Annotated in this window: 28 protein-coding genes and 2 tRNA genes; 13 read left to right on the forward strand and 17 right to left on the reverse strand. The window is 69.2% G+C overall.

Annotated features, from left to right (window positions below; translation table 11 throughout):
* The first annotated feature begins 3 nt into the window (after window positions 1-3).
* The 4 genes from DM194_RS16125 to DM194_RS16140 all read left to right on the forward strand — a co-directional run bounded on the left by DM194_RS16125 (window position 4) and on the right by DM194_RS16140 (window position 3,222).
* Window positions 4-993: an ABC transporter ATP-binding protein gene (locus DM194_RS16125; RefSeq protein WP_111068556.1), complete on the forward strand. Its 990-nt coding sequence runs from the start codon at window positions 4-6 to the stop codon at window positions 991-993.
* Window positions 993-2,021, forward strand: coding sequence for a peptide ABC transporter ATP-binding protein (locus DM194_RS16130; RefSeq protein WP_246024357.1), 1,029 nt, complete (start codon window positions 993-995; stop codon window positions 2,019-2,021). The genes DM194_RS16125 and DM194_RS16130 overlap by 1 nt, the downstream gene beginning before the upstream one ends.
* A 107-nt stretch (window positions 2,022-2,128) precedes the next feature.
* Window positions 2,129-2,617: a YajQ family cyclic di-GMP-binding protein gene (locus DM194_RS16135; RefSeq protein ID WP_111068557.1), complete on the forward strand. Its 489-nt coding sequence runs from the start codon at window positions 2,129-2,131 to the stop codon at window positions 2,615-2,617.
* A 197-nt stretch (window positions 2,618-2,814) separates the two neighbouring features.
* Complete coding sequence (locus DM194_RS16140; RefSeq protein ID WP_111068558.1) at window positions 2,815-3,222, forward strand: hypothetical protein; 408 nt, start codon at window positions 2,815-2,817, stop codon at window positions 3,220-3,222.
* A gap of 42 nt (window positions 3,223-3,264) precedes the next feature.
* On the opposite strand, the gene DM194_RS16145 is transcribed toward DM194_RS16140, so the two are convergent.
* Genes DM194_RS16145 through DM194_RS16155 form a run of 3 tightly spaced genes read right to left on the reverse strand, consistent with a single transcriptional unit; the run spans window position 3,265 to window position 5,198 of the window.
* Window positions 3,265-4,152 (reverse strand): S49 family peptidase, encoded by an 888-nt coding sequence (locus tag DM194_RS16145; RefSeq protein ID WP_111068559.1) that lies wholly within the window; start codon window positions 4,150-4,152, stop codon window positions 3,265-3,267.
* 60 nt (window positions 4,153-4,212) lie between these two features.
* Window positions 4,213-4,959: a tRNA1(Val) (adenine(37)-N6)-methyltransferase gene (locus DM194_RS16150; RefSeq protein ID WP_246024358.1), complete on the reverse strand. Its 747-nt coding sequence runs from the start codon at window positions 4,957-4,959 to the stop codon at window positions 4,213-4,215.
* A 32-nt stretch (window positions 4,960-4,991) separates the two neighbouring features.
* Window positions 4,992-5,198: a putative signal transducing protein gene (locus tag DM194_RS16155; RefSeq protein WP_111068561.1), complete on the reverse strand. Its 207-nt coding sequence runs from the start codon at window positions 5,196-5,198 to the stop codon at window positions 4,992-4,994.
* 100 nt (window positions 5,199-5,298) lie between these two features.
* On the opposite strand from DM194_RS16155, the gene DM194_RS16160 reads away from it, so the two are divergent.
* The 3 genes from DM194_RS16160 (at window position 5,299) to DM194_RS16170 (ending at window position 6,763) form a co-directional block, all read left to right on the forward strand.
* A complete protein-coding gene (locus tag DM194_RS16160; RefSeq protein WP_111068714.1) occupies window positions 5,299-6,315 on the forward strand; it encodes a polyprenyl synthetase family protein in 1,017 nt (338 codons plus the stop codon).
* 117 nt (window positions 6,316-6,432) lie between these two features.
* Window positions 6,433-6,509: transfer RNA gene (locus DM194_RS16165), tRNA-Pro, on the forward strand.
* Window positions 6,510-6,686: 177 nt separating this feature from the next.
* Window positions 6,687-6,763, forward strand: a tRNA-Pro gene (locus tag DM194_RS16170).
* Window positions 6,764-6,821: 58 nt separating this feature from the next.
* Here the strand turns inward: DM194_RS16170 and DM194_RS16175 are convergent.
* Both DM194_RS16175 and DM194_RS16180 read right to left on the reverse strand, forming a co-directional pair.
* Complete coding sequence (locus tag DM194_RS16175) at window positions 6,822-7,565, reverse strand: substrate-binding periplasmic protein (protein ID WP_111068562.1); 744 nt, start codon at window positions 7,563-7,565, stop codon at window positions 6,822-6,824.
* A 168-nt stretch (window positions 7,566-7,733) separates the two neighbouring features.
* Window positions 7,734-8,534, reverse strand: coding sequence for a metallophosphoesterase (locus DM194_RS16180; RefSeq protein WP_111068563.1), 801 nt, complete (start codon window positions 8,532-8,534; stop codon window positions 7,734-7,736).
* A 278-nt stretch (window positions 8,535-8,812) separates the two neighbouring features.
* Here DM194_RS16180 and DM194_RS16185 point away from each other — a divergent pair, with 278 nt between their 5' ends.
* Complete coding sequence (locus DM194_RS16185; RefSeq protein WP_111068564.1) at window positions 8,813-10,075, forward strand: ABC transporter substrate-binding protein; 1,263 nt, start codon at window positions 8,813-8,815, stop codon at window positions 10,073-10,075.
* Window positions 10,076-10,269: 194 nt separating this feature from the next.
* On the opposite strand, the gene DM194_RS16190 is transcribed toward DM194_RS16185, so the two are convergent.
* Together DM194_RS16190 and DM194_RS16195 are read right to left on the reverse strand one after the other, a co-directional pair.
* Window positions 10,270-10,923, reverse strand: a complete 654-nt coding sequence (locus DM194_RS16190; protein WP_342792451.1) for a trimeric intracellular cation channel family protein — start codon at window positions 10,921-10,923, stop codon at window positions 10,270-10,272.
* Window positions 10,924-10,999: 76 nt separating this feature from the next.
* Window positions 11,000-11,560: a hypothetical protein gene (locus tag DM194_RS16195; RefSeq protein WP_111068565.1), complete on the reverse strand. Its 561-nt coding sequence runs from the start codon at window positions 11,558-11,560 to the stop codon at window positions 11,000-11,002.
* Between the two features lie 164 nt (window positions 11,561-11,724).
* Here DM194_RS16195 and DM194_RS16200 point away from each other — a divergent pair, with 164 nt between their 5' ends.
* Window positions 11,725-14,223: a heavy metal translocating P-type ATPase gene (locus DM194_RS16200; RefSeq protein ID WP_111068716.1), complete on the forward strand. Its 2,499-nt coding sequence runs from the start codon at window positions 11,725-11,727 to the stop codon at window positions 14,221-14,223.
* Window positions 14,224-14,231: 8 nt separating this feature from the next.
* Entirely contained in the window at window positions 14,232-14,618 is a 387-nt protein-coding gene (gene cueR, locus DM194_RS16205; RefSeq protein ID WP_111068717.1) for a Cu(I)-responsive transcriptional regulator, read from the forward strand.
* Window positions 14,619-14,661: 43 nt separating this feature from the next.
* Here cueR and DM194_RS16210 read toward each other — a convergent pair whose 3' ends face one another.
* A complete protein-coding gene (locus DM194_RS16210; protein WP_111068566.1) occupies window positions 14,662-14,859 on the reverse strand; it encodes a hypothetical protein in 198 nt (65 codons plus the stop codon).
* 3 nt (window positions 14,860-14,862) lie between these two features.
* Window positions 14,863-15,048: a hypothetical protein gene (locus DM194_RS16215; RefSeq protein WP_111068567.1), complete on the reverse strand. Its 186-nt coding sequence runs from the start codon at window positions 15,046-15,048 to the stop codon at window positions 14,863-14,865.
* A gap of 152 nt (window positions 15,049-15,200) precedes the next feature.
* On the opposite strand from DM194_RS16215, the gene DM194_RS16220 reads away from it, so the two are divergent.
* Entirely contained in the window at window positions 15,201-16,625 is a 1,425-nt protein-coding gene (locus DM194_RS16220) for an MFS transporter (RefSeq protein WP_111068568.1), read from the forward strand.
* Window positions 16,626-16,675: 50 nt separating this feature from the next.
* On the opposite strand, the gene DM194_RS16225 is transcribed toward DM194_RS16220, so the two are convergent.
* From DM194_RS16225 to metX, 4 genes are all read right to left on the reverse strand, one after another.
* Window positions 16,676-17,275 (reverse strand): PRC-barrel domain-containing protein, encoded by a 600-nt coding sequence (locus DM194_RS16225; RefSeq protein WP_111068569.1) that lies wholly within the window; start codon window positions 17,273-17,275, stop codon window positions 16,676-16,678.
* A 129-nt stretch (window positions 17,276-17,404) separates the two neighbouring features.
* Window positions 17,405-17,668 carry a DUF3072 domain-containing protein gene (locus DM194_RS16230; RefSeq protein WP_111068570.1) on the reverse strand — a complete coding sequence of 88 codons (264 nt, stop codon included), beginning with the start codon at window positions 17,666-17,668 and terminating at the stop codon, window positions 17,405-17,407.
* A gap of 80 nt (window positions 17,669-17,748) precedes the next feature.
* The gene (metW, locus tag DM194_RS16235; protein WP_111068571.1) at window positions 17,749-18,360 is read right to left on the reverse strand and encodes a methionine biosynthesis protein MetW; all 612 of its coding nucleotides are present in this window, start codon (window positions 18,358-18,360) and stop codon (window positions 17,749-17,751) included.
* Window positions 18,361-18,380: 20 nt separating this feature from the next.
* Complete coding sequence (gene metX, locus DM194_RS16240) at window positions 18,381-19,598, reverse strand: homoserine O-acetyltransferase MetX (RefSeq protein ID WP_111068718.1); 1,218 nt, start codon at window positions 19,596-19,598, stop codon at window positions 18,381-18,383.
* A 194-nt stretch (window positions 19,599-19,792) separates the two neighbouring features.
* Between metX and pheA the strand changes: the two genes are divergently transcribed.
* Both pheA and hisC read left to right on the forward strand, forming a co-directional pair.
* Window positions 19,793-20,689, forward strand: coding sequence for a chorismate mutase (pheA, locus tag DM194_RS16245; RefSeq protein ID WP_111068572.1), 897 nt, complete (start codon window positions 19,793-19,795; stop codon window positions 20,687-20,689).
* A gap of 150 nt (window positions 20,690-20,839) precedes the next feature.
* Complete coding sequence (gene hisC / locus DM194_RS16250) at window positions 20,840-21,931, forward strand: histidinol-phosphate transaminase (RefSeq protein WP_111068573.1); 1,092 nt, start codon at window positions 20,840-20,842, stop codon at window positions 21,929-21,931.
* Between the two features lie 63 nt (window positions 21,932-21,994).
* On the opposite strand, the gene DM194_RS16255 is transcribed toward hisC, so the two are convergent.
* Genes DM194_RS16255 through DM194_RS16270 form a run of 4 tightly spaced genes read right to left on the reverse strand, consistent with a single transcriptional unit; the run spans window position 21,995 to window position 26,812 of the window.
* A complete protein-coding gene (locus tag DM194_RS16255; protein WP_111068574.1) occupies window positions 21,995-23,275 on the reverse strand; it encodes an amidohydrolase family protein in 1,281 nt (426 codons plus the stop codon).
* A complete protein-coding gene (locus DM194_RS16260) occupies window positions 23,275-24,198 on the reverse strand; it encodes an ABC transporter permease (RefSeq protein WP_111068575.1) in 924 nt (307 codons plus the stop codon). Before DM194_RS16260 ends, DM194_RS16255 begins: the two co-directional genes overlap by 1 nt.
* Window positions 24,199-24,204: 6 nt before the next feature.
* Window positions 24,205-25,254 (reverse strand): ABC transporter permease, encoded by a 1,050-nt coding sequence (locus DM194_RS16265; protein ID WP_111068576.1) that lies wholly within the window; start codon window positions 25,252-25,254, stop codon window positions 24,205-24,207.
* Window positions 25,244-26,812, reverse strand: a complete 1,569-nt coding sequence (locus DM194_RS16270) for an ABC transporter ATP-binding protein (protein ID WP_111068577.1) — start codon at window positions 26,810-26,812, stop codon at window positions 25,244-25,246. The genes DM194_RS16265 and DM194_RS16270 overlap by 11 nt, the downstream gene beginning before the upstream one ends.
* Window positions 26,813-26,828: the final 16 nt, after the last annotated feature.

The following is a 26,828-nucleotide window of genomic DNA, read 5'->3' on the forward strand; positions in this document are numbered from 1 at the left end:
CCCATGCCTCTTCTCGACATCAAGAACCTGTCGGTCGAGTTCACCACCCGCGCCGGCACCTTCCGCGCGGTGGACGGCATCGACCTGACCGTGGACGAGGGCGAGGTCGTCGGCATCGTCGGCGAATCCGGTTCCGGCAAGTCCGTGACCTCGCTGGCCGTGATGGGGCTTCTCGGCTCCAACGGCCGGGTGGTCGCCGACCGGATGATGTTCGCCGGCAAGGACCTGCTGACCATGCCCGCCGCCCAGCGCCGGAAGATCACCGGCAAGGACGTGGCCATGGTCTTCCAGGAGCCGATGACCAGCCTCAACCCCTGCTTCACCGTCGGCTTCCAGATCATGGAGACGCTGCGCGTCCATGAGGGGCTGTCCGGCAAGGCTCTGCGCAACCGCGCCATCGCGCTGCTGGAGCAGGTCGGCATCCCGGCGCCGGAAACCCGGCTGTCCGCCTTCCCGCACCAGCTGTCGGGCGGCATGAACCAGCGCGTGATGATCGCCATCGCCATCGCCTGCAATCCGCGCCTGCTGGTGGCGGACGAGCCGACGACGGCGCTGGACGTCACCATCCAGAAGCAGATCCTCGACCTGCTGGTCCAGCTGCAGCGCGAGCGCGGCATGGCGCTGATCCTGATCACCCACGACATGGGCGTGGTGGCGGAGACGGCCCAGCGCGTCGTCGTCATGTATGCCGGGCAGGTGGCGGAGACGCGCCCCGTCCATTCCCTGTTCGAGCGGCCGCGCCATCCCTACACCGGCGCCCTGCTCGACGCCCTGCCGGAACGGGCGCTGGGCAAGCGCCGGCTGCCGACCATTCCCGGCATGGTGCCGGGCATCGCCGACCGGCCGGCCGGCTGCCTGTTCAGCCCGCGCTGCCGCTTCGCCGACGCCCGCTGCCGCGCCGAGCGCCCGGCCCTGTCCGACGTGGACGACGGGCGCGCGCGCTGTTTCTACCCGCTGCCGGACGGCCATCCCGCCGCCGGGGAGGCGCTGTGATGAGCACCGAAACCGCAACCCCGTTCACCGGGGCCCCCATCGTCGAGGCCGAGGCCGACCGTGCGGTCGTGCTGGAGGCCCGCGACCTGCGCAAATACTATGCCGTCAAGCGCGGCGCCTTCAAGCCGATGGCGACGGTGAAGGCGCTGGACGGCGTGTCCTTCCGCCTGCAGGCCGGCAAGACGCTGGCCGTGGTCGGCGAATCGGGCTGCGGCAAGTCGACGCTCGCCCGCTCCGTCACCATGATCGAGCCGCCGACCTCGGGCGAACTGCATTATGACGGCCGCGACGTGGTCGGGCGCAGCGCGGCGGAGATGAAGGAACTGCGCCGCACGGTGCAGATGGTCTTCCAGAACCCCTACGGCTCGCTGAACCCGCGCAAGACGGTGGGATCCATCCTGGCCGAGCCGCTGGTGATCAACACCGCCATGGACAAGCACGAGCGGCGCGACCGCGCGGTGGCCATGATGGGGAAGGTCGGCCTGCGGCCCGATCAGGTCGACCGCTATCCGCACATGTTCTCCGGCGGCCAGCGCCAGCGCATCGCCATCGCGCGCGCGCTGATGCTGAACCCGCGCGTCGTCGTGGCGGACGAGCCGGTGTCGGCGCTCGACGTGTCGATCCAGGCGCAGGTGCTGAACCTGATGATGGATCTGCAGGAGGAGCTGAACCTCGCCTACCTGTTCATCTCCCACGACCTCAGCGTGGTGCGGCACATCGCCGATTCGCTGATGGTGATGTATCTGGGCAAGCCGGTGGAGCATGGCGCCAAGGACGTGGTCTTCACCCGGCCGCGCCATCCCTACACCCGCATCCTGCTGGCGGCGACGCCGCGGGTGAACCCGGACCTGCGGGTGGAGCGGGTGGTGCCGAAGGGCGAGCTGCCGTCGCCGCTGAACCCGCCGCCGGGCTGCGCGTTCCACAAGCGCTGCCCCTTCGCCACCGGGCGCTGCGCCGCGGAGGTTCCGACGCTGCGCCCGGTCGACGAGCGGCTGGTCGCATGCCATTACGCGGAAGAGATGAACTGAACCGGGCGGCGTGCCTGTCGGGGAAGGCGGCTGTTGAGTGCGGCGGCCGTCTTCTTTACGGTGTGCCGGATTCGTTCAAGAGAAGTCCTATCAGGGAGAGAGCCGCCATGCCGTCCTTCGACATCGTGTCCAAGACGGACGTCCACGAGGTCGACAACGCCATCTCCGGCGTCCGTCGCGAGATCGAGACCCGGTTCGATTTCAAGGGCTCCAAATGCACGATCGAGCGGACCGAGAACGAGATCGTTCTGCTGGCCGACGACGCCACCAAGCTGGAGCAGATGCAGGAGTTGCTGCGCGTCTACGTGACCCGCCGCAAGCTGGATGCCGCGGCGCTCGACTTCTCCGCCAAGCCGGAGCGGGCGGCCGGTGACGCGCTGCGCCAGGCCGTCACGATCAAGCAGGGAATCGCGCAGGATCTGGCGAAGACCATCGTCAAGGGGATCAAGGACAGCAAGATGAAGGTCCAGGTCTCGATCCAGGGCGACGAATTGCGGGTGACGGGCAAGAAGCGCGACGACCTGCAGGACGCCATCGCCCTGGTCAAGCGTCTGGGCATCGAACAGCCCCTGCAGTACCAGAACTTCCGCGACTGATCGGCCACGACTCGGCCACTCCACCAGCCCGGCAAGCCTTGCCGGGCCCTGGGCAAGTTCTGCCGGGCCGCTGGGAAATTTTTGCCGGGCAAATCGTCGCAGGCCCGGCCCTGACCCTTGCGGTCCATCAGCCGTGTTGATGGCGTGATTTTTGCGTGTGTCCCTGCGGTTCGCCACTAGCCGCAGGGGATCCTCCCATGTCGATGATGGCCAACAGCGAGGCCACGCAAGCCATGCGCATCCGGGCGGAAGACGTCCTGGAGCGCAAGGGGACGGGTGCGTCCAGGCAGGCGGGTGCGCTGGCCGGCCAGTTCGCGGCGATGCTGGAAACCCTGAACGGGGTGGGGGAGGGCGGCGTCTCCGCCGCCGACGGCGCCGGGGTGGTGCCGAACGCCCAGCCCGCGGTGCGGCTCGGCGTCGGTGCGGTCACCCTGTTCGCCCAGGACGTGGGGCAGGCCGATTCCGGCATGGACGCCGCCGCCGCGGTGCCGGACCCCTGGGATCCGGCCACCGCGATGCAGGTGGTGGAAAGCGCCATACAGGCCGGCGACGGCACCAACTTCCGCTGGCTGACCACTCTGCTGACCCAGAACTCCGCCGCGTAAGCCGTGACCGGCTTGGGCTGAAACCGGCTACAGCCCCCACGGCTACAACCCCAGCCTCGACCGGGCGGCCCAATCGTCCAGCGAGGCGCGGGCGGCGGCCACCAGCGCCTCGGCGAAGGCTTCCGGTGCGCCGGCTTGCGGAAGCGGCGCGCCTCCGCCCGACCGCAGGCCGAGCCGCCGCAGAATGCCGCGCTCCTGATGCACCAGCCGCAGCCGAACCTTCTCGCCGAAACGGCCGCGCATGACCGACCGCAGGTCGCCCAGCCCGTCGATCAGCCCCAGCGCCAGCGCCTTGCGCCCGGCCCAGAAGGCGCCGGAAAACAACTCGTCCTCCGGGCCGGTCAGGCGGGCGCCGCGCCGGGCGCGCACCATTGCCTTGAACGCCTCGTGGATGTCGGCCTGCAGGGACTTCAGATGGGCGACGCCGTCCTCGCGTTCCGGCGAGAAGGGGTCGAGCAGAACCTTCTTGTCGCCGGCGGTATAGAGGCGCCGTTCGATGCCGTGACGCTCGATCAGCTCATGCAGGCCGAAGCCCGACGACACCACGCCGATGGACCCGAGGATGGAGCTTTCGTCGGCCCAGATCTCGTCCGCCGCGCAGGCGAGCCAATAGCCGCCGGACGCCGCCGCATCCTCGCAGAAGGCGAAGACCGGCACCTTCTTTTCCTCCGCCAGATCGCGGATCCGTTTGGCGATCAACGCGGACTGCACCGGCGATCCGCCCGGCGAGTTGATGATCAGCGCCACCGCCTTCTGGTCCTTGGGCGCGAAGGCGCGCTCCAGCAGCGGGGCGACGCCGGCCAGCGACAAGCCGGAACGGAACGGGCCACCCTGGCCGATGACGCCGGACAGGCGGACGACGGATACCAGCGGCCCGGCCTTGCGCCAGGGGCCGAAGGGGAGTTTGGCGAGGAGGGATTGCAGGCTCATGCCCGCAAAGATGGGATTGAAGTCTCTCGTTTGAAAGGCTGCGCCACCGCTAAAAAAGGGCTAGACCACCAACGCTTCCGCGTCGCGCAGCACCCGCTCCGCCGCCGGGCTGTAGCCGCCTTCGGCATTGTGCACGGTCAATCCTGCGGTCAGCCGGGCCGGCGCCTTGCCGCCCTTGCGGGCGACCAGCAGCAGCCGCTTGGCCTCCACGCCCGGCTTGGGCCACAGCGGCACCAGGACGAGGCTGCCGAACCGGCCGCGCAGCGCCTGCAGGATGTCGTCGATGCGGTCGGCGCGGTGGACCATCGTCAGCGTGCCGCGCGGCTTCAGCATCGCATCGGCGAAGCGCACCCAATCCGGCAGCCGCGCCGCTCCTTCCATATTCGCCGCGGCCTTCCAGTCGTCGGGCGGGCGGCTGGCGGCGCCGGCCTTCAGATAGGGCGGATTCATCATCACCCGGTCGAATCCGCCGGCGGGCAAGGTGCCTGGAGGAGCCAGAAGGTCGCCCTGGACCACCTCCACCCGGTCGGCGACCCCGCTGAGGACGGCATTTCGGCGGGCGAAGGCGCAGGCGTCGGCCCGCTGCTCCAGCCCGGTTACGGCGACGCCCGGCACCCGGACGGCGAGGCACAGGGCCGCGGCCCCGGTGCCGGTTCCGACGTCGAGCGCCCGCTCGCCGCCGGTCGCGGCGGTGATGGCGGCGAGGAAGACCGGGTCGATGGCGGCCCGGTAGCCGCCTGCGGGCTGGAGCAGCCGCACCCGCCCGTTCAGCAGGAAATCCGGCCGCGATTCAGGGAGTGCTTCCAAGGATGATTCCGGATGCGGAACGATATCGTCGCTCAAGCTTCGCCGGCCTCGCGCAGGACGCGGACGGCGTCGTCGGCATCGTCGGCATCGACCATCAGCCGTCGCGGGATGGCGCCGATGGAGCCCTCCATGATGCTGGTGTGGGTGTCCAGCACGATGGCCTCGATCCCGGCATCGGCCAGCAGGGCGACCAGCCAGGACAGGCGGACGGGGTCGGTGATGCGCAGCAGCTCTATCATGGCGTCTCGAAAGAACGGTCCCCTGCGGACTTGACCGAAGAGGCTAGGCCGTTATGCTCCCTAGCGCAAATTCTGGCGTCAATCACCCGTGGAGTCGACCTTGGCGGTCGTGACCAACTTCGAGCCGAAACGGCGCAAGTCTACCCCGCTCGACGACCTGACCGCTTTGGTTGCCGAGGACCTCAGCGCCGTCAACCAGATCATCCTCGACCGCATGCAGTCGCAGGTCGAGATGATTCCCCAGTTGGCCGGCTATCTGATCGCGGCCGGCGGCAAGCGCCTGCGTCCGGTTCTGACGCTGGCCGCCGCCAACATGTGCGGCTATCAGGGCGAGCATCACCGGCTGCTGGCCGCGGTTGTCGAGTTCATCCACAGCGCGACCCTGCTGCACGACGATGTCGTCGACGAAAGCGACCTGCGCCGCGGCATGGCCTCGGCCAACGCGGTGTTCGGCAACAAGGCCAGCGTTCTGGTCGGCGACTTCCTGTTCTCCCGCGCCTTCGAGATGATGGTGGAGGTGCAGTCGCTCGACGTGCTGCGCATCCTGTCGGGCGCCTCGGCCATCATCGCCGAGGGCGAGGTGCTGCAGCTGCGCACCACCAACGACACCGAGACCAGCGAGCAGGCCTATCTCGAGGTCATCAAGGGCAAGACGGCGGAGCTGTTCGCCGCCGCCTGCCGCGTCGGCGCCGTCGTCGCCAACCGCCCGCAGGCGGAGGAGATGGCGCTCTACGACTACGGCATGAATCTCGGCATCGCCTTCCAGCTGGTGGACGACGTGCTGGATTACTCGGCGCTGCAGGCGAAGCTGGGCAAGACCGTCGGCGACGATTTCCGCGAGGGCAAGATAACCCTGCCGGTCGTGCTGGCCTTCCGCCGGGGCAACGACGAGGAACGCGCCTTCTGGCGCCGGGTGATGGAGGATCTCGACCAGAAGGACGGCGATCTGGAGCATGCCCAGGCGCTGATGGCCCGCCACAACGCGCTGAAGGATACGGTGGAGCGGGCGCGCCATTACGGATCCATCGCCCGTGACAGCCTGGGGCTGTTCGCCGAAGGGCCGATCAAGCAGGCCCTGCTGGAAGTCATTGATTTCGTGATCGATCGCGATTTCTGACGGGAGGGGAGGGGGCGGATCTTTTTGGCGGTGACGCATTTTTTGCGTTGCGTGCCGGGGCCGGAGCGTTTATACACCCCCTCCACCGGCGGACGACACGCCTGCCGGCGACATGATCGGAGAGTAGCTCAGCCTGGTAGAGCACTGCTTTCGGGAGGCAGGGGCCGGAGGTTCGAATCCTCTCTCTCCGACCAACAGAAAAGGGCTTCCGGAGAAATCCGGGAGCCCTTCGTCGTTTCGGGCTTCGCCGCCATGGCGAAATGGCATGGCAAAATTGCAGCATCCAGCCTGTGACTTTGCATTGCGCGGCGGAGCGGAACCGTTTATACACCCCCTCCACCGGCGGACGACACGCCCGACGGTGACATGATCGGAGAGTAGCTCAGCCTGGTAGAGCACTGCTTTCGGGAGGCAGGGGCCGGAGGTTCGAATCCTCTCTCTCCGACCAACAGAAAAGGGCTTCCGGAGAAATCCGGAGGCCCTTTTCCTTTGGAGCCGCAGCCGGTTCAGGGCGGCATCTTCAGATAGGCATCCATGATGCGCTGGGCGGTGCCGTCCGCCTTGATGCCCTCGACCGCCGCCTTCAGCTTCTCGACGATCTGCGGCGAGCATTTGAGGGAGCAGGCGAGGTAGACGTCGTTCTGATCGACGGCCTTGCCGATCACGATCCTTTCCGGGCGGCCGGAATGCTTCCATTTCCACAGGGTTTCCGGCGTCCCGTTGAACCAGGCCTCGTCGCCGTTCGCACTGAGAACCTCGGTCTCCTTCTGCCCGACCTGGATGGTGCGAAGCTGGCTTGGCGGGAAGCCCTTGCTTTTCAGCAGTTCTTCCTGGGCGGTGCCCCGGCCGACGATGATGCTGGTCAGTTCGGCCCTCGCCTGATCGTAGCTGTCGATCGACTTGCCCACCGCCGCGAAGCTTCGATCCAGCGTGAATATCTTGGCGATCCAGGTGTAGCGCGCTTCCCGTGACGGAGATCGCGCGAACGGGATGATCAGCAGGTTTTCACCTTCGGCGACCTCCTGCTGCCCGCGCTTCCACGGGATGAACTGCATTTCGCCCTGGTATCCGGCGCGTTTCAGGGCCTCCAGCGTGATTTCCGCGACGAAGCCGCGCTGGTCCTGCCGATCCATCGTCACCATCGTCATCGGCGCCGCATCGACGCTGTAGATCCGGAGCGTTTCGGCGGCGGCCGGTGCCGCGGCTGCCGAGGCGCAAACCGCGATCACGGCGAGACTGACGGTCCGCATGCGCTTCCTCCCTGGCCGGCTCCGGCCCGCCGCGAAAGCTCCCAAGGGCGCAGCGCTTCCGGGGCGGATTCCATTCAGATGAATGGCTGGAGCGGTCCCGTCAATTCGCAGTCTATCCGAGTTGGACGCTTGACGATTTGTTAGGGTTACAGTCGGTGGCCGCCTCGGTCAGACCGTGCAGAGGAAGCGCCGATCCGTCCCCTCCAGAACCAGGGCGGTCAGCCGGTTCGTGGCGTAGGCGCCGGTGTCGATGCCGATGCGGTTGTGCAGCATCTCCGGTTCGGGCGCGATGGTGTGGCCGTGGACGACGATCTTGCCATGGTCGGCGCGCGAGGTCAGGAAGATCTCGCGGATCCACAGGCGGTCCTTGTCCTCCTGCCGGTCGAGCGGAACGCCGGGGCGGACGCCGGCATGGACGAAATGGTAATCGCCGATGGTCAGGTGGTTGCGCAACCCGGTCAGGAAGGCGCGGTGATGGGGCGGCAGCAGGCTGTTCAGCATCATCTGCGCCTGCAGCAGATGTTCCGGCGGCGCTTCGGGGTCGGGTGCCGGGATGCCATAGCTTTCCAGCGTCGCGTCGCCGCCATAGGTCAGCCATCCGGGGGCGACGCGCAGGTCGGACAGGAAGCCCAGCATCGTGTCCTCGTGGTTGCCGCGCAGGAACACGGCGCCGAAGACCGGCGGCAGACCGCAGGCGAGCCGTTCGATCACCAGCCGCGAATCCGGCCCGCGGTCGACGTAATCGCCGAGGAAGACGAGATATTTCAAAAGGTCCGGCGCCTGGTCGGCGTCGCGGGCGATCTGCCCGAGCAATTGGTCGAGCAGGTCGAGCCGGCCATGGATGTCGCCGACCGCATAGACGCGCATGCCGCGCGGCACCGACGCGGCTCCCCCCCGGCCGCCGAAGGGACCGGTCGAGGAGCCGCCCGATATGGCCTCCGCCCACAGCTTCCGTGCCAGGCTCAACACGTGGTCGTTCTCGAAGTCGTCACATCCCGTTCCGTAACCTTTGGACGGTCCGCGCCTCCTTCAAGTACCCCCTCAAAAGGATAATCCTGTTGCATCGCAATGCGTCCTTCTCCCGGCCTCATCCCCATGGCGAAGGCGTGGCGGCCGGAGGGGGTGCGGTTGTTCCATTGCGCATGGAGGGACTTCGGCGATTCCACTTTGACATGGAGGGGCGTGCCGGTGGAATCTTCCGTCTACAAATCTCGCATCGCGTACAGCCAAAAGGCCCCTGTCGCATCATGACCAACGATCATAAGAACCGTTCCACCGGAGGACTCGCCCTTTCCCGCCGCACGCTCGGCCAGGCGGCGATCGCCGGCGGCGTGCTGGCCGGCTTTGGCCGCGCCCCGGTCTTCGCCCAGAACACCACGCTGAAGGTCGGCGTCCTGCTGCCGCGCTCCGGCCTGCTGGCCCAGGCCGGCCAGGCCTGCCAGCGCGGCGCCGACATCGCGCCGGCGGTGCTGGCCGAACTCGGCTACAAGGTGGAGGTGATGTCGGCCGATACCGAATCGAACGCCGACGTCGCCCGTTCGCGCACGGAAAAGCTGATCAACGACGGCGCCCATGTGATCGTCGGCGCCTTCGACAGCGGCCAGACCGCCGCCGCCGCCCAGGTCTGCGAGCAGCGCGGCGTGCCGCTGGTGATGAACATCGCCGCCGCCGACAAGCTGACGGAGCAGGGCTACAAGACCGTCTTCCGCAACTTCCCGACCTCCACCATGCTGGTGACGAACGGGATGTCGCTGATGAAGGATCTGTTCGCCGCGTCCGGCACCACGCCGAAGACGGCGGTGTTCCTGCACGCCAACGACACCTTCGGCATGGCGAACAAGGCGGCCATCGACGCGCTGTTCCCCACGCTGGACATGCCCTTCCAGATCCTGCAGTCGATCGCCTACGACCCGAAGGCGCAGGATCTGGCGGTGGAGGTGGCGAAGGCCAAGGCCACAGGTGCCGAGCTTGCCATCGTCACCACCCGCGCCAACGACGCCATCATGATGGTGCGCGAGATGGTGAAGCAGCGCTGGGAGCCGCAGGGCATCATGTCCCCCGGCTCGCCCGGCCTGTATGACGAGCAGTTCTACAAGGTGCTGGGCAAATACTCCGACTTCGCCATCACCAACCTGCCCTGGTACGACCCCAAGGCGGCGATGACCGAGCGGGTCGAAGCGGCCTTCCGCAAGCAGTTCCCCAACGACCGGTTCGAGGGCTACGCCTTCAACGTCGCCTTCACCTTCGAGGCGATCCTGGTCGCCGCCGACGCCTTCAAGCGCGCCGGCACCGCCGAATCCTCGGCCCTGCTGACGGCGCTGCGCCAGACCAACCTGTCGGACAAGCTGATGGTCGGTCCGGCGATCACCTTCGACGAGAAGGGCCAGAACACCAGCCTGGTCTCCGCCTGCATCCAGAACCACAAGCTGCGCCCGACCGTGGTGCTGCCGAAGGCCTCGGCCGAAGCCGACCCGGTGTTCCCGATGCCGGGCTGGGCCAAGCGGGCCTGATGTGAGGCTTTCCTCTCCCATGTGATGCCGCCGGGCGTAAGTTCTGACTTACGTCCGGCGGTAAGGGCCGCGACTGCGGCCCCGCAGGCCCGTGCCTGCGAAGGCAAGCGGCCGGATGGCCGCGCCCGCCGTTCGAGGGCGGGCGTAAAGCCTGATGGGTCAGGCTTTACGCCCGATGGTATGGGAAGGGAGCCTCAGCTCCACGGAGCCTTCGGCGCGCTCCAGTTGCGCTGCACGCTCACGACGCGCAGCAGGAACGCGGCGAGCGCGCCGACCACCGCGACCGGCACGGGAGGCAAATCCAGCTGCCGGCCGGCGATCACCACCGCGGCCCCCAGCAGCGCCGCCATGGCGTAGATCTCCTCGCGCAGCACCCGCGGCACCTCGGCCACCAGCAGGTCGCGCATCGCCCCGCCGCCGCAGGCGGTCATCACGCCCAGCAGGGCGGCCGGCAGCGGGGTGAGGCCATAGGACAGCGCCTTGCTGCAGCCGGCGACGGTGAACAGCCCCAGACCGGCGGCGTCCAGCACCATCACCGGCTTGCCCAGCCGGTTGATCGGCTTGTGGAACAGGAAGGCGGCCAGCCCGGCGGCCAGCGCGACCAGCAAATAGCGGTCGTCCTGCAGGCTGGCCGGCGGCAGCGCGCCGATCAGCAGGTCGCGCACCACGCCGCCGGCGAGCGCCGCGGCCAGCGACAGCACCATCACCCCGAACAGATCCAGTTGCTTGCGCACCGCCAGCGTGCCGCCGCTGAGCCCGAAGACGAAGACGCCGACGAAATCCATCACCGTCAGCAGGATGGTCAGGTCGGTCGGCATCGGAATGGGAAAAGTCGGCAAGGTCGGCATGGCGGGACTCGGACGGAGGAATGCAATGCCCGTGGATTGAGCACAGCACCCCCCGCGGCGCCAAGTGAAACCTGTGCTAAACCGTATCGGGCGCCGACAGCCGGATGCCCATCCGCCGCGCCTCCAGCATGAAGGCGCGGGTCATCTGCAGCAGGTCGGTCCGCCAGTAGAGCTGGGTCAGCGGTTCGTCCAGGAAATCCTCGGGCAGCATGGCGTAGCAATAGGTCTCCACCACCCGCAGATCCTGATTCCAGGGATCGATGCCGTCGCGCCAGCCGATGGTCCAGCCGGCATGGCCGGCGCCGATGGCCCAGCGTTCGAAATGCGGAGCGATGGTGTTGCTGTCGATGGGATCCTTCACCGGCACCTGATAGAGCGCGACGAAGCGCCAGACATTCAGTTGAAGCCGCATCAGCAGCGAATCCCCGAAGGCGCCGATGCGGTACAGGCAATCGGGCGAGCCGGGGGCGTGGCTGAAGGCGACCTCCGCCCGCCGCAGTTCGTCAAGCGGCGTGGCCGACGGGGCGTCGGCCAGCGGCGGTGTCTCATACTCCACGGCGCGCAGGTCCTCGACCACGTCATGGGTCAGCATGCGGGAAACGCGGCTCTGCGCCTCGGCGATGGTCAGGCGGATCAAGGGGCTGGTCCCTTCCTCTGGCTTGCGGTCAGGAGACGAACGCCGCCATCCGGCCTTTTGTTCATGAAACGGCGACACTGCGTCGATCGGCCCTTGACCTTCCAATGGCTGGAACCCCCATATCACTCCATGCCGAGAGGAAGCGAAGGAGAACCGGCATGACCATGACCCAGAAAAGCGGCAGCGCGGCGGCTTCCGCCGCACCGCGGACCGAGCTCGACCTCGGCGTGTCGGGGATGACCTGCGCATCCTGCGTCCGCCGGGTGGAGAAGGCGCTGGGCCGCGTGCCGGGCGTCATCGCCGTTTCGGTCAATCTGGCGACGGAGCGGGCGCGGCTGACCTTCGACGGCCCGCCCGACGCCAAGGCGGCGGCGGAGGCGGTGGAGGCCGCCGGCTTCCATGCGGAGCGGCGCGAGTTCGATCTGTCGGTCAGCGGCATGACCTGCGCCTCCTGCGCGGGTAGGGTGGAGAAGGCCTTGAGCCGGCTGCCGGGCGTCGAGTCCGCCACGGTCAACCTGGCGACGGAGCGCGCCCATGTCGTCGCCTTCGCCGGCAGCCTCGACGGCGCCGATCTGGTCGCCGCGGTGGAGAGGGCCGGTTACGCCGCCGCGCCCGTCGCCCAAGGCGGCGAGCAGGCGGAGGAGGAGGCGCGGGCCGACCGCGCCCGGCGCGACCTGCGCCATGTGCTGATCGCCTCGGCCCTGTCGCTGCCGCTGCTGGCCGGCATGGTCGGCGACCTGTTCGGCGCGGACTGGATGCTGCCGGGCTGGGTGCAGCTGATCCTCGCCAGCATCGTGCAGTTCTGGCTGGGCGCGCGCTTCTACCGGGCCGGCTGGAACGCCGTCAGGGCCGGGGCCGGCAACATGGACCTGCTGGTGGCGCTCGGCACCTCGGCGGCCTGGGGGCTCAGCCTCTACCTGATGCTGACGGCGGCCACAGGTCATGGGGCCGGGCATGAGCCGCACCTGTATTTCGAAGCGTCCTCCGTCCTCATCACCTTCGTGCTGTTCGGCAAATGGCTGGAGGCGCGGGCGAAGGGCCAGACGGCGGCGGCGATCCGCGCCCTGATGGATTTGCGCCCGGCCACCGCCCGGCTGCGCCGTGACGGCATGGAAACCGAGGTTCCGGTGGAGCGCGTGCGCGTCGGCGACCATGTGGTGGTCCGTCCCGGCGAGCGGGTGCCGGTCGATGGCCGGGTGGTCGAGGGCTCCGGCGGCGTCGACGAATCGATGCTGACCGGCGAGAGCCTGCCGGTCGACAAGGAGCCGGGCGCCCGCGTCACCGGCGGCTCGATCAACGGCGACGGGCTGCTGGTGGTGGAGACCACGGCGGTCGGCACCGAAACCATGCTGGCGCAGATCGTCCGCATGGTGGAGGGCGCCCAGGCGTCCAAGGCGCCGATCCAGCGGCTGGTCGACCGGGTCAGCGCGGTGTTCGTCCCGGCGGTGCTGGTGGTGGCGGCGCTGACCTTCGCCGGCTGGTGGATCGCCGGCGGCGATCTGGAGACGGCCATCGTCACCGCGGTGTCGGTGCTGGTCATCGCCTGCCCCTGCGCCCTGGGTCTGGCGACGCCGACCGCGATCATGGTCGGCACCGGCGCCGCCGCCCGTCATGGCATCCTGATCAAGGACGCCGAGGCGCTGGAGCGTGCCCACGCCCTGACCGCCATCGCCTTCGACAAGACCGGCACCCTGACGGAGGGCAAGCCGCGGGTCACCGACCTTATCCCGGCCGATGGTGTGGACGGCGCGACCCTGCTGCGCCTCGCCGCCGCGCTCCAGGCCGGCAGCGAGCATCCGCTCGCCCACGCGCTGCGCGAGCGGGCCAAGGCGGCTGAAATGGCGGCCGGCATGGCGGTGGAGCCGGTGAGCGGCTTCCGCGCGCTGCCCGGCCGCGGCGTCGCCGGCACCGTGGCGGGGCGGCGGCTGCAACTCGGCAACGCCCGCGCGGTGGAGGAGGCCGGCCTGCAGCCGGGCGCGCTTGCCGCCCGGGCGGAGGCGCTGGCGGCAAGCGGCCGCACCCTGTCCTGGCTGATCGAGGTCGGGGACGCGCCGCGCCTGCTGGGCCTCGTCGCCTTCGGCGATACGGTGAAGGAAAGTGCGATAGCCGCCGTCGCCGCGCTGAAGGCGCAGGGGGTGGAGCCGGTGATGGTGACCGGCGACGGCTGGGGCGCCGCCCGCTCCGTTGCGGCCACGCTGGGCATCGAGCGGGTGTTCGCCGAGGTGCTGCCCGGCGACAAGGCCGCCGTGGTCGCGACGCTGAAGGGGGAGGGGAGCCACGTCGGCATGGTCGGTGACGGCATCAACGACGCCCCGGCGCTTGCCGCCGCCGATGTCGGCATCGCCATGGCGACCGGCACCGACGTGGCGATGCACAGCGCCGGCGTCACCCTGATGCGCGGCGACCCCAGGCTGGTGGCCGGGGCCATCGACGTGTCGCGGCGGACCTATTCGAAGATCCGGCAGGGGCTGTTCTGGGCCTTCGCCTACAACGTGGTCGGCATCCCGCTGGCGGCCTCGGGCAACCTCAGCCCGGTGCTGGCGGGGGCCGCGATGGCGCTGAGTTCGGTCAGCGTGGTGGTGAACGCCCTGACCCTGCGCGGCTGGGCACCGCCGCAGAACGGGCCGGTCGAGAACGGGCCGGTCGAAGAGGATATGCGATGAATGACGGCATGACCATCGGCGACGCCGCCAAGGCCTCGGGCGTCAACGCCAAGCTGATCCGCTATTACGAATCCATCGGCCTGATCCCGGAGGCCGGGCGGACGGCGTCGGGCTATCGCGTCTACAGCGGCACGGACGTGAATGTGCTGCGCTTCATCAAGCGGGCGCGGACGCTGGGTTTCGGGATCGAGCGCATCCAGAAGCTGGTCGGGCTGTGGCAGGACCGCTCCCGCTGCAGTTCGGAGGTCAAGCGGATCGCGCTCCAGCACATCGACGAGCTGGACGCGAAGATCGCCGAGTTGCAGGCGATGCGCGACACGCTGCACGAGCTTGCCGACGCCTGCCACGGCGACGAACGGCCCGAATGCCCGATCTTGAAGGACTTGTCGTCGTAGGGGAGCTCCCTCTCCCCTGGGGAGAGGGAGTTACAGCCGCGTCCTACCGCTTCGTCTTCGGATCATGCGTGTGGTGGAGGTCGCGTTCGCCGCCGCCGCCGGATTTGCCGGAGTGGCGGCTGTTGGTCGGCTCGCCCGGATGCGGGTGCTTCTCGGGGGCGGGGGCCGGCTTGTCCGCGTTCTGCTGGCTGCTGCCGGGGCCGCCGTGGTGGCGGTCGGTCGCATCGATGCGCTTGCTCATGCCTTACCGATCCTGCTGATAGCCCTGGTGGGTGGTGTTCTGCCGGGTGTTGCCGGGCTGGCCCTGTTCCTTGGTGTTGGGGGCGCCGCGGTTGCTGACGCCGTCGTCGGGCGAGGCGCTGGTCGCCGGCTCGCCGGGGCCCTTGTCGCTGCGGCCCTCGGGCGGAACGGGCGGGATGTGCTTGGTCATGGTGGCGCTCCTTTTTGTTGGCTCGCGTCCCATTCCAACAGGGGCCGACGCGAAGGGGTTCCGGACGGAGGCGGAGAGACCGAGGGTTGCGCTCGGCTTCCGCAATGCTTTCATGCGAAATTGCTGCGGCCGCGCAACGACGGTCGGCCTCTATGCTGACGGCCATGTCCACTCCCCCCATGCCGACCGTCTCCGCCACCCCCTCCGCCCTTCCGAAGCCGCCGGCCGTTTCCGACGGACTGCCGGTGCCGCAACGCTATTGGGCGATGGCGGCGATGACCGTCGCGCTGATCATGGCGGTGCTGGACGGGGTGGTCGCCAACATCGCACTGCCGACGATCCAGCGCGAGTTTGGGGTGGATGCCGCCGATGCCATCTGGGTGGTCAACGCCTATCAGCTGGCGGTCACCGTCTCGCTGTTCCCGCTGGCCTCGCTGGGCGACATCATCGGCTACCGCAAGGTCTACTGGGCCGGGCTGGCCGTCTTCACGGTGGCGTCGCTGGCCTGCGCGCTGTCGCCCAGCCTGTCGGCCCTGACCGCCGCGCGCGTGCTGCAGGGCATCGGCGGCGCCGGGATCATGAGCGTCAATCTGGCGCTGGTGCGCCACATCTACCCGTCCACCCATCTCGGGCGCGGGGTCGGCTACAACGCGATGATCGTCGCGGTGTCCTCGGCGGCGGGGCCGAGCCTTGCTGCGATGATTTTGTCGGTCGCCTCCTGGCCCTGGCTGTTCGCCGTCAATGTGCCGCTGGGGCTGGCGGCGCTGGCGGTGGCGGCGCGGGCGATGCCGGTCTCCACCCCCGCCGGCCACCGCTTCGACTGGGTGAGCGCCCTGCTGAACGCCGGCATGCTCGGCCTGCTGATCATCGGCTTCAAGGGGATCGACGGCAGCCAGCCCGGATGGCAGGTCGCGGCGGAGCTGGCGGGCGCGCTGGTCCTGGGGGTGACGCTGGTGCGGCGGGAGCTGTCGCGATCGGCGCCGCTGCTGCCGGTGGACCTGCTGCGCCGGCCGGTCTTCGCCCTGACCGTGGTCACGTCGGTCTGCGCATTCGCCTCGCAGAACATCGTCTTCGTGGCGATGCCCTTCTTTTTCGAGGACGTGCTGCACCGGTCGCTTGCCGAATCCGGGCTGCTGATGACGCCCTGGCCGCTGATGGTGGCGCTGGTCGCGCCGATCTCCGGCCGGCTGGCCGACCGGTACGAGCCGACGCGCCTTGCCGCCATCGGCCTGGCGCTGTTCGCTTCCGGTCTGGCGCTGTTGGCGCTGCTGCCGCCCGATCCGGCCACGCTGGACGTGGTGTGGCGGATGGCGCTGGCCGGCTTCGGCTTCGGCCTGTTCCAGACCCCGAACAACAAGGTGCTGGTCACCAGCGCGCCCAAGGAGCGCAGCGGCGGCGCCAGCGGCATCCAGGCGACGGGCCGGCTGCTGGGCCAGACGCTGGGCGCCGCGACGGTCGGGCTGGTCTTCAGCGCGGCGGGCAAGGCGGACGGCAGCGTCACGGTGTTGTGGCTGGGCGCCGGGCTGTGCGCGGTCGCCTGCCTGACCGGCCTTTTCCGCCGCCGCCCGGCCGCCTGAGCCCTGCCTTCCGGCGTTATCGGCCATCCGGCGTTATCGGCCTTCCGGCCTTACTGGCTGTCGGGGCGGGTCACCGTCGGCACGTCGCCATAGGCGAAGGCCGGCGCCTTGCCGATGTCGGACTGCTCCATGTCCAGCATCGGCCCGTCCGGCCCGTTGGTCAGGGCGCCGGCCGGCACGACGACAAGCTTGTCGCCCAATCCCAGCACATCGTTCGGCGCCACGACGATGCGGTCGATCAGGTCGCCCGGCTGGCTTAGGGTGAAGTCGAGGATGCGGCCGCCCGGCTGGCCGTCGCGTGTGCGCAGTTCCGTCCCCACCATGGATCGCGCCTGATCCGGGTTGAGGGCGGCGGAGGGCAGGGCGGCGACCGGCGGTGAACCGGCAACCGGCGCCGCCGGGTTCTGCATCTCCCGCGAGGGAGCCTCGCCGCTGACGCCCGGCGGGGAGGCGACCGGACCGGTGGTCGGCTGGTCGTCCGGCCGGGGCGCGGTCATCAGCGGCGGGGCGGTGCCCGGCGCCGTCTGTGACCCCGGCGCCGTCTGTGACATGGTGTCGGTCGTGGCGCCGGGCGCCGGCGCGGTCTGGGCCATGGCGGTGCCGGTCATCAGCATCGCTGCGGCGGACAGAAGCAAGAGGGGGCGGAGCATGAGGGCGACCCTTCCATTCGGATTCGGTATCGCTCTGGTTAACAGTCCAACATGCCCGCGGGTTGCCGACGGGGTGGTCGCCGATGACTCCCTCTCCCGTCCCGGGAGAGGGCCATCTGTCGCAGCCCCTTATTTCCCACGCCCGGTCCTGTCCTGGAGCGCGTCGATCCGCTTGGACGCTTCCGCCTTGGTCAGGCCGCCGTCGAAGGACTCGCCGGCCTCCTCGCTCAGCGTCTTCAGGTAGGAGGCCTGGGCGCCGGTCATCGGCTCGTCGCCGGTGGTCCAGTCGTCGGGGTTCTTGTCCCGGTTGGAGGTGTCGGCGCCAGTTTTGGGGCCGGTTTTGGAATTGTCGTGCGACTGGTCGCGGGGAGCGGCCGAATGCTTGGCGGTCATGATCCGTACCTCTTCAAAAAAAGGAACGTATCAAGAACATGATGGCGAGGCGGAAGGTTCCCGGCCGGCCGCCGGAAAACTCACCCGCCGTTGCGCTTCAGCAGGAAGACGCCCTGCTCGCCCAACAGGTTGGCGAAGCCGGAATGGGCGTGGCTGGTGACCCGGCCGGCATGGTCGAGGATGCGGGTCTGTTCGATGGTGATGCCCATTTCCTCGGTCAGCACCACGAAGTCGCGCAGCGTGCAGAAATGGATGTTGGGCGTTTCCCACCACTGGTAGCCCAGCTTTTCCGTCACCGGCATGCGGCCGGTCAGCAACAGCTGCAGCCGCACCCGCCAATAGCCGAAATTGGGGACCGACACGATGGCGCGGCGGCCGATGCGGCACATCATCTGCAGCACGTCGCGCGGCTGCCGCATCGCCTGGAGCGTCTGGCCCAGGATGACATAGTCGAAGGCGTCGGCCGGATAGTCCTTCAGGTCGGTCTCTGCATCGCCCTGGATCACCGACAGGCCATGCGCCACGCATTGCCGCACGCCGTCCATGCTGAGTTCGATGCCGCGCCCGTCGACGTTCTTGGCGTGGGTCAGATAGTCCAGCAGGGCGCCGTCGCCGCAGCCGACGTCCAGCACGCGGCTGTTCGGCTCCACCATCTCGGCGATCAGCTTCAGGTCGTCGCGAATGTCCACCATGGTCGGTCGTCTTGCCCCAGTCAGCGCGCGCGGCGGCGGACGGACAGGCCGCGATGCTCGGCGCAGCCCTCCAGGAAGCCGTGGATGACCTGATGGAACTCCGGCTCGTCCAGCAGGAAGGCGTCGTGGCCCTTGTCGGTCTCGATCTCCACGAAGCTGACATTGGCGGCGACGGCGTTCAGCGCATGCACGATGGCCCGCGATTCCGAGGTCGGGAACAGCCAGTCGCTGGAGAAGCTGGCAAGGCAGAAGCGCACCGGCGTCGTCCTGCCCCCCGGCCGGAAGGCGTTCGCCAGCGTGCCCCCGGCATCGGCGGCGAGGTCGAAGTAATCCATCGCCCGCGTGATGTAGAGGTAGGAGTTGGCGTCGAACCGTTCGACGAAGGCCGCACCCTGGTAGCGCAGGTAGCTTTCCACCTGGAAATCGGCGTCGAAGCCATAGGTGACCGCCTTGCGGTCCTGCAGGTTGCGGCCGAACTTGCGGTGCAGCGCCGCTTCCGACAGGTAGGTGATGTGGGCGGCCATGCGGGCGACGGCGAGGCCGGCTTCCGGCTTGGTGCCCTCCAGCAGGTAGTTGCCGCCGCGCCAGTTCGGATCGGCCATGATCGCCTGGCGCCCGACCTCATGGAAGGCGATGTTCTGCGCCGAATGGCGGGCCGCCGTGGCGATGGGCACCGCCGCGAACACCGATTCGGGATAGGCCACCGCCCATTGCAGCACCTGCATGCCGCCCATCGAGCCGCCGATGACGCAGAACAGCTGCTCGATGCCCAGATGCTCGACCAGCAGCTTCTGCGCCCGCACCATGTCGCCGATGGTGACGACCGGGAAGGACAGGCCATAGGGCTGGCCGGTGGCGGGATCGATGTCCTTCGGCCCGGTGCTGCCCAGGCAGCCGCCCAGCACGTTGGAGCAGATGACGAAATAGCGGTCGGTGTCCACCGGCTTGCCGGGGCCGACCAGCATTTCCCACCAGCCGGGCTTGCCGGTGACGGGATGCTTCTCCACCACGAAATGGTCGCCGGTCAGGGCGTGGCAGATGAAGATCGCGTTGGACTTGTCGGCGTTCAGCGTGCCGTAGGTCTGGTAGGCGATCTGGAAGCCGCCGATCTCCACCCCGCTGTCCAGCCGCATCGGCCGGTCCACCGCCAGACGCACGCGCTTGCCCGGCATGAGGGGGCTGTCGGCGACCGAGGGGGTGACCAGGGGGGGCTGCTGCGCGGTGGGGGGCGCGGACATGTCGTTTCGTGCCTTGAGAAGCGGTTCCGGCATTCGGAAGCCTTGCGGCGTCTTGGCGGAAACCCTCGGTGAGCTGTGGCGGAACGGGAGGGTATAGCTACGAAGCCGGGCTTCGGAGTGTCAATGTTTTCTTTGATTTCGCGGCGCGTGCGGACTACTACTAACCGGCTTTGCATTCGATGGTTTTGTGACCCATGGCCCCCGCCCGGACCCCGCTCGACGATTTGCGCCGCGAGATCGACCAGATCGACGACGCGATCCATGACCTGCTGATGCGCCGCGCCGCCGTGGTGGAACGCATCGGGGCGGCGAAAGGCAATGGCGCCGCGGAAAACGGCGCGCAGCCCGTCTATCTGCGCCCGGCGCGGGAGGCGACGATCCTGCGGCGCCTGATGGCCCGTCATGCCGGCACCTTCCCGGCCCAGGTCGTCGCCCGCATCTGGCGCGAGATGATCACCGCCTTCACCCGCATGCAGGGCCCCTTCGCCGTCGCCGTCTATGCGCCGGAGGACCGCCGCGGCTTCTGGGACGTCGCCCGCGACCATTTCGGCGGCTTCGTGCCGATGACCGCCGTCAACACCCCGGCCGCCGCGCTCCGCGCCGTGTCGGAGGGGACGGCCACCGTCGCCGTGGTGCCCTATCCGGCCGACGACGATTCGGATCCCTGGTGGCGCTTCCTGGTGTCGGCCGACGCCGGCCGGCCGCAGGTGGTGGCGCGGCTGCCCTTCGGCGGGCGCGGCAACGCCCGCGGCGAGAACCGCGACGCGCTGGCCATCGCCGCCGTCCCGCACGAGCCGACCGGCGACGACCGCACGCTGCTGAGCATCGAGATCGGCGGCGATCTCAGCCGCGGCCGGCTGAAGGACATGCTGGAGGCCTGCGGCCTGCCGCCGGTCAGCTTCTGCACCTGGCATCCGGCCGGCCACGCCATCGGGATGAGCGGCGGCGGACCGTCGGTCCATCTGGTGGAGGTTTCCGATTTCGTCGGTCAGGCCGATCCCCGCCTCGCCATGCTGCTGGAACGGTCGGGCGACATCCCGGTGCGGGTCAACGTCGTCGGCGGCTATGCCGTGCCGCTCGCTCTGGGCTGATGCGCGCGAATGAAGCGGGCCGCCGTGGCCGCTCCCGCCTTATCCTGCACCCCCTGATTCCGGGATGGAACACCAAGGACGGGACCGTTCCATCCTGTTCCATCCCATCCAGAAACCGCCCATCCACCAGCGTCGGAAGGTAAGCAGACCATGACCCAGCCGAACGGCCCGCAGCCGCGTCCGGGGATTCTCGACATCGCCGCCTATGTCGGCGGCGAGCATCAGGGTCATATCCGCCTCGCTTCCAACGAAGGGGCGCTGGGGCCGAGCCCGAAGGCGATGGACGCCTATGCGGCGGCGGCCTCCTCCCTGCACCGCTACCCGGACGGCGCCTCGGCGGCCCTGCGCGGCGCCATCGCCAAGCGCTTCAACCTGGATGCCGACCGCATCGTCTGCGGTGCCGGCTCCGACGAGATCATCAGCCTGCTGATCCGCTCCTATGCCGGGCCGGGCGACGAGGTGCTGTATTCGCAATACGGCTTCCTGATGTACCCGATCGGCGCCAAGTCGGTCGGCGCCACCCCGGTGACCGCGCCGGAGGACGGGCTGACCGCCAGCGTCGACCAGCTGCTCGCCCGCGTCACCCCGCGCACCCGCCTGGTCTTCCTCGCCAACCCGAACAACCCGACCGGCACCTATCTGCCGGCTTCGGAGGTGGCGCGGCTGCATGCCGGCCTGCCCCCGGACGTCATCCTGGTCATCGACGCGGCCTATGCCGAATACATGAACAAGGACGACTACACCGCCGGCGAGGAGCTGGTGGAGAAGTTCTCCAACGTGGTGATGACCCGCACCTTCTCGAAGATCTTCGCGCTGGGTTCGCTGCGCATCGGCTGGTGCTATGGCCCGGCGGCGATCGTCGACGTGCTGAACCGGGTGCGCGGCCCCTTCAACGTGTCGACCGCCGCCCATGTCGCCGCCGTCGCCGCGGTGGAGGACGCCGAGTTCCTCGACCGCTCCCGCCGCCACAATGACGAGTGGCGCGAGTGGTTCTCCGCCAGCGTGCGGGAGCTCGGCCTGACGGTCCATCCCAGCGTGACGAACTTCGTCCTGGTCGATTTCAAGGGCCAGCCCGCCGGCAAGGACGACGCCGAGGCCGCCCGCCAGTTCCTGAAGTCCCGCGGCATCCTGGTCCGCCAGATGCCGTCCTACGGCCTGCCGAGCTGCCTGCGCATCACCATCGGCACCGAGCAGGAGATGCGTGCGGTGGCCGACGCGCTGCGGGACTTTCTGAAGGCGTAACGGTTTCCCGGCAAAGAAAAGCCCGCCGAAGCATCTGCTTCGGCGGGCTTTTCCATGTTTGCGTCACCCCCGGTTCAGCAGGAAATCGACCGACTCCGGCCGTCCCGGCAGATCCAGCCGGGCCTGCACCGGCTCGCAACGGCTGACGATCCGGCCGCGGCGCAGGACGAACAGGCGGGTGGCGCGGGTGCGGATCGCCTCCACCGGGCCGCCGGCCTGGAGCACCACGAGGTCGGCGTTGCAGCCCGGCTCCAGCCCATAGCCTTCCAGGTGAAGCAGGCGGGCCGGGTTGACCGTCACCGCGTCGAAGGTGGCCTTCATGCCGTCCTGGCCGGTCATCTGGGCGACATGCAGGCCCATATGCGCAACCTCCAGCATGTCGCCGGAGCCCAGCGGATACCAGGGATCCATCACGCAGTCGTGGCCGAAGGCGACCGTCAGGCCGGCGGCCATCAGCTCCGGAACGCGGGTCATGCCGCGGCGCTTCGGATAGGTGTCGTGGCGGCCCTGGATGGTGATGTTGATCAGCGGATTGGCGATCACCCCCAGCCGGGCCTCCGCCATCAGCGGGATCAGCTTGGAGACGTAGTAGTTGTCCATGGAGTGCATTGAGGTCAGGTGCGATCCCGTCACCCGGCCATGCAGACCGAGCCGCTGCGTCTCGTAGGCCAGGGTCTCGACATGGCGGGACATTGGATCGTCGGTCTCGTCGCAATGCATGTCGACCAGCAGGCCGCGCTCCGCCGCGATCTCGCAGAGCAGGCGGACCGAGGCGGCGCCGTCGGCCATGGTGCGCTCGAAATGGGGAATGCCGCCGACCACCTCGACGCCCATGTCCAGCGCGCGCCGCAGCAGCTCCTCGCAGCCCGGCGAACGGAGGACGCCATCCTGCGGGAAGGCGACGAGCTGCAGGTCGAGGTACGGCGCGACGCGCTTCTTCACGTCCAGCAGGGCTTCCACCGCCAGCAGGCGCGGGTCGCAGACGTCGACATGGCTGCGCACCGCCAGCAAGCCGCGGCCGACCGCCCAGTCGCAATAGGCGAGCGCCCGCTCGACGATGGCGTCCTGCACCAGCTGCGGCTTCAGCTCGCCCCACAGGGCGATGCCCTCGAGCAGGGTGCCGCTCTGGTTCACGCGCGGCATGCCGTAGCTCAGCGTGCTGTCCATGTGGAAATGGGGATCGACGAAGGGCGGGCTGACCAGCCGGCCGGTGACGTCGAGCTCCGCGGCCGATTCTCCGGCCAGATTGGCTTCGACCGCGGCGATGCGGCCGTCCTTGATGCCGATGTCGATGCCGCTTCGGCCATCCGGCAGGGTGGCGCGGCGCAGGATCAGATCGAACATCAGCGTTCTCCTTTACGGTACGGAATCATCAGGGCGCGCGGGTAGGAGGCCCGGCGGGCCACCAGAACCAGGGCCAGGATGCTCAACAGGTAGGGCATCATCAGGAACAGTTGGTAGGGCAGGACGCCGCCGCTCGCCTGCTGCAGCCGCAGCTGCAGCGCGTCGAACACCGCGAACAGCAGGGCGCCCAGCAGCGCCTTGCCCGGCCGCCAGGAGGCGAAGACCACCAGGGCGATGCAGATCCAGCCGCGTCCGTTGACCATGTTGAAGAAGAAGGCGTTGAAGGCCGACAGGGTCAGGAAGGCGCCGGCCAGCGCCATCAGCGCGCTGCCGGCCATCACCGCGCCGATGCGGATGGCGGTGACGTTCAGCCCCTGGGCCTCGGCGGCGGCCGGATTCTCGCCGACCATGCGCACCGCCAGCCCGACCGGCGTGCGGTACAGCACATAGGCGACGACCACGACCAGAATGAAGGCCAGATAGGTCAGCGGCGTCTGGGCCAGCGCGCCCGGCAGGTCCAGCGGCTGGAACGGCTCGATGGTCGGCGGGGTGCTGGCCTGCGGCAGGACGAGGCGGTAGATGAAATAGGACAGGCTGGCGCCCAGCAGGGTCACGCCGATGCCGGTCACATGCTGCGACAGGCCGAGCGGCACGGTCAGCGTCGCATGCAGCAGGCCGAGCAGCGCACCGCAGGATGCCGCCACCAGCACGCCGGTCCACAGGTCGGCCCCCTGGTAGACCGCCATCCAGCCGGCCATGGCGCCCAAGGTCATGATGCCTTCGATGCCCAGGTTCAGCACGCCGGCGCGCTCGCACAGCAATTCGCCCAGCGTGCCGAGCACATAGGGGGTGGCGATGCGCAGTACCGCGGTCCAGAAGGCGGCGGACAGCAGGATGTCGAGGATGATCGACAGGAAATCCATGATCCCTTACCCCCGCCGCAGCCGGTAGCGCGCCAGCAGCCCGGCGACCAGCATGCACAGCAGGCTGGCGGCGACCAGGACGTCGGCGATGTAGTTGGGAACCGGCATGGCGCGGCTCATGGCGTCGGCGCCGACGAAGATGCCGGCGATGAACAGCGCCGCACCCACCACGCCGATGGGATGCAGCTGCGCCAGCATGGCGACGACGATGCCGCTGTAGCCGAAGCCCGGCGACAGGTCGAGCGTCAGATAGCCCTTCAGGCCGCAGACCTCCGCCACGCCGGCGAGACCGGCGAGGCCGCCCGACAGCAGGGCGGTGCGCAGCATGATCCGCGTCACCGGCATTCCTGCGAAGGCGGCGGCGCGCGGGTTGGCGCCGACCGCCCGGTTCTCGTAGCCCCAGATGGTCCGGGTATCGACCAGCCACAGCAGAACCGACAGGCCGAGCGCGATGGCCAGCCCGGCATGCAGGCGGGTTCGCTCCACCAGCTTGGGCAGTTCCGCCGCCTCGGCGATCGGCGCCGATTGCGGCCAGCCCATGCCCATCGGATCCTTCAAGGCGCCTTCCAGCAGTATCGACACCAGCAGCAGAACGACGAAGTTCAGCAGCAGGGTCGTCACCACCTCGTCCACGCCGAAGCGGACCTTGAGGACGGCGGGGCCGAGCAGCGTGACGCCGCCCGCCGCCATGCCGGCGATCATGACCACCGGGATCAGCGCCCAGGCCGGCAGATCGAGCATGCCGCCGCCGACCACCACGGCGGCCAGGGCGCCCATGTAGAGCTGTCCCTCCGCCCCGATGTTCCACAGCTTGGCGCGGAAGGCGACGGCGGCGGCGAGGCCGGTCAGGATCAGCGGCGTGGCGCGGGTCAGCGTCTCGGTCAATGCGAAGCGGGAGCCGACCGCTCCTTCGAACAGCAGGCCATAGGCTTGCAGAACCGGCGCGCCGGTCCAGGCGACCAGCAGGGCGCAGAGCGCCAGCGCCGCAACCACGGCGCCCACCGGCGCCAGCAGCCGCAGGGCGAGCGGGGTATCGGTGCGCGGTTCAAGCCGCATCGACTGTCTCCGGCAGAATGTCGCGCAGGATGTCCCAGTGCCCGGCCATCAGCAGGCCGAGCTGGCTGACCGACACCCGGTCATGCGGCAGAAGCGGGGTGAGCCGCCCGTGATAGGCGACGGTGACGCAATCGGCCAGCGCCAGGATTTCGTCCAGATCCTCGGAGATCAGCAGGACGCCGGCCCCGGCGGCGCGGGCGTCGAGCAGCCGGCCGTGGACGTAGGACACCGCACCGATGTCGAGCCCGCGCGTCGGCTGGCTCGCCAGGATCAGGTCCGGCCCATGGGCCAGCGTGCGGCCCAGGATCAGCTTCTGCATGTTGCCGCCCGACAGCAGCTGCGTGCGGGCGTCGGGGCCGGGGCAGCGGACGTCGAACTCCTCGATCACCTTGCGGGCATAGCTGCGCGCGGCACCGCGCCGCAGCACGCCGAACCGGGAAAAGGCGGGGTCGTGGTAGCGTTCGGCGATCAGGTTCTCCCACACCGCCATGGCGCCGACGAGGCCGGCGCTGTGCCGGTCCTCCGGGATGCGGGCGACGCCGCGCCGCACCATGTCGGCCGGGCTGGCATGCTCCACCACGCCGCCCTTCAGCGAGAGCCGGCCGGTGTCGGGGCGGATCAGGCCGCTGACCAGTTCGGCCAGCGCGGTCTGACCGTTGCCGGACACCCCGGCGATGCCGACCACCTGATGGCGCCGCACCGTCAGGTCGACGCCGTCCAGCAGCGGGCGGCCATGGCCGGAAGCGACGGTGACGCCCGCCAGCTCCAGCACCGGCTCGCCGGGGCTGAGCGGGGCGGGGGCCGGCGGCTTGACGCTGCGGCCGACCATCAGCTCGGCCAGTTTGGCGCGGTCGGTGGAGGCGGTGGGGTGGGTGGCGACCAGCTTCCCGGCGCGCAGCACGGCGACGGTATCGCTGGCGGCGAACACCTCGTTCATCTTGTGGCTGATGAAGACGACGGCCAGCCCGTCGGCGGTCAGCCGGCGCAGCGTGTCGAACAGCCCGGCCGATTCCTGCGGCGTCAGCACCGCGGTCGGCTCGTCCAGGATCAGGATGCGGGCGTCGCGGTAGAGCGCCTTCAGGATCTCCGCCCGCTGACGCTCGCCGACCGACAGGTCGCCGACCAGCGCGTCCGGCCGCACCTCCAGCCCGAAGCGTTGCGACAGGTCGAGCAGCCGGCGGCGGGCGGCGCCCCGGTCGGAGCGCCAGCGCCACAGCGATTCGGTCCCGACCGCGATGTTGTCCAGAACCGACAGGTTGTCCGCCAGGGTGAAATGCTGGTGGACCATGCCGATGCCGGCCTCCAGCGCCGCGCGGGGCGAGCCCGGCGGCAGGGGGCGGCCGAACGCCTCGATGCTGCCCTCGTCGGCGACGTAGTGGCCGAAAAGGATGTTCATCAGGGTGGTCTTGCCGGCGCCGTTCTCGCCCAACAGGGCCAGCACCTCGCCGGCGCGGAGCGTCAGCGAGATGTCGTCGTTGGCGAGCAGCGGGCCGAACCGCTTGGAAATGCCGGCGAGCCGGAGGACGACCTCCGGCCCGCCTTTCACGGGTGATGACATCGGGAATGCGCCGGGC

Source organism: Azospirillum ramasamyi, from assembly GCF_003233655.1.
In the GTDB taxonomy this organism is placed as follows: Bacteria; Pseudomonadota; Alphaproteobacteria; order Azospirillales; family Azospirillaceae; genus Azospirillum; species Azospirillum ramasamyi.

What these genes read in the sequence shown, in the direction of transcription:
- DM194_RS16125 (WP_111068556.1), top strand. Translation starts at nt 4, where the DNA reads ATGCCTCTTCTCGACATCAAGAACCTGTCGGTCGAGTTCACCACCCGC.
- DM194_RS16130 (WP_246024357.1), top strand. Translation starts at nt 993, where the DNA reads ATGAGCACCGAAACCGCAACCCCGTTCACCGGGGCCCCCATCGTCGAG.
- DM194_RS16135 (WP_111068557.1), top strand. Translation starts at nt 2,129, where the DNA reads ATGCCGTCCTTCGACATCGTGTCCAAGACGGACGTCCACGAGGTCGAC.
- DM194_RS16140 (WP_111068558.1), top strand. Translation starts at nt 2,815, where the DNA reads ATGTCGATGATGGCCAACAGCGAGGCCACGCAAGCCATGCGCATCCGG.
- DM194_RS16145 (WP_111068559.1), bottom strand. Translation starts at nt 4,152, where the DNA reads ATGAGCCTGCAATCCCTCCTCGCCAAACTCCCCTTCGGCCCCTGGCGC.
- DM194_RS16155 (WP_111068561.1), bottom strand. Translation starts at nt 5,198, where the DNA reads ATGATAGAGCTGCTGCGCATCACCGACCCCGTCCGCCTGTCCTGGCTG.
- DM194_RS16175 (WP_111068562.1), bottom strand. Translation starts at nt 7,565, where the DNA reads ATGCGGACCGTCAGTCTCGCCGTGATCGCGGTTTGCGCCTCGGCAGCC.
- DM194_RS16185 (WP_111068564.1), top strand. Translation starts at nt 8,813, where the DNA reads ATGACCAACGATCATAAGAACCGTTCCACCGGAGGACTCGCCCTTTCC.
- DM194_RS16190 (WP_342792451.1), bottom strand. Translation starts at nt 10,923, where the DNA reads ATGCCGACCTTGCCGACTTTTCCCATTCCGATGCCGACCGACCTGACC.
- DM194_RS16200 (WP_111068716.1), top strand. Translation starts at nt 11,725, where the DNA reads ATGACCCAGAAAAGCGGCAGCGCGGCGGCTTCCGCCGCACCGCGGACC.
- cueR (WP_111068717.1), top strand. Translation starts at nt 14,232, where the DNA reads ATGACCATCGGCGACGCCGCCAAGGCCTCGGGCGTCAACGCCAAGCTG.
- DM194_RS16210 (WP_111068566.1), bottom strand. Translation starts at nt 14,859, where the DNA reads ATGAGCAAGCGCATCGATGCGACCGACCGCCACCACGGCGGCCCCGGC.
- DM194_RS16215 (WP_111068567.1), bottom strand. Translation starts at nt 15,048, where the DNA reads ATGACCAAGCACATCCCGCCCGTTCCGCCCGAGGGCCGCAGCGACAAG.
- DM194_RS16220 (WP_111068568.1), top strand. Translation starts at nt 15,201, where the DNA reads ATGCTGACGGCCATGTCCACTCCCCCCATGCCGACCGTCTCCGCCACC.
- DM194_RS16225 (WP_111068569.1), bottom strand. Translation starts at nt 17,275, where the DNA reads ATGCTCCGCCCCCTCTTGCTTCTGTCCGCCGCAGCGATGCTGATGACC.
- DM194_RS16230 (WP_111068570.1), bottom strand. Translation starts at nt 17,668, where the DNA reads ATGACCGCCAAGCATTCGGCCGCTCCCCGCGACCAGTCGCACGACAAT.
- metW (WP_111068571.1), bottom strand. Translation starts at nt 18,360, where the DNA reads ATGGTGGACATTCGCGACGACCTGAAGCTGATCGCCGAGATGGTGGAG.
- metX (WP_111068718.1), bottom strand. Translation starts at nt 19,598, where the DNA reads ATGTCCGCGCCCCCCACCGCGCAGCAGCCCCCCCTGGTCACCCCCTCG.
- pheA (WP_111068572.1), top strand. Translation starts at nt 19,793, where the DNA reads ATGGCCCCCGCCCGGACCCCGCTCGACGATTTGCGCCGCGAGATCGAC.
- hisC (WP_111068573.1), top strand. Translation starts at nt 20,840, where the DNA reads ATGACCCAGCCGAACGGCCCGCAGCCGCGTCCGGGGATTCTCGACATC.
- DM194_RS16255 (WP_111068574.1), bottom strand. Translation starts at nt 23,275, where the DNA reads ATGTTCGATCTGATCCTGCGCCGCGCCACCCTGCCGGATGGCCGAAGC.
- DM194_RS16260 (WP_111068575.1), bottom strand. Translation starts at nt 24,198, where the DNA reads ATGGATTTCCTGTCGATCATCCTCGACATCCTGCTGTCCGCCGCCTTC.
- DM194_RS16265 (WP_111068576.1), bottom strand. Translation starts at nt 25,254, where the DNA reads ATGCGGCTTGAACCGCGCACCGATACCCCGCTCGCCCTGCGGCTGCTG.
- DM194_RS16270 (WP_111068577.1), bottom strand. Translation starts at nt 26,812, where the DNA reads ATGTCATCACCCGTGAAAGGCGGGCCGGAGGTCGTCCTCCGGCTCGCC.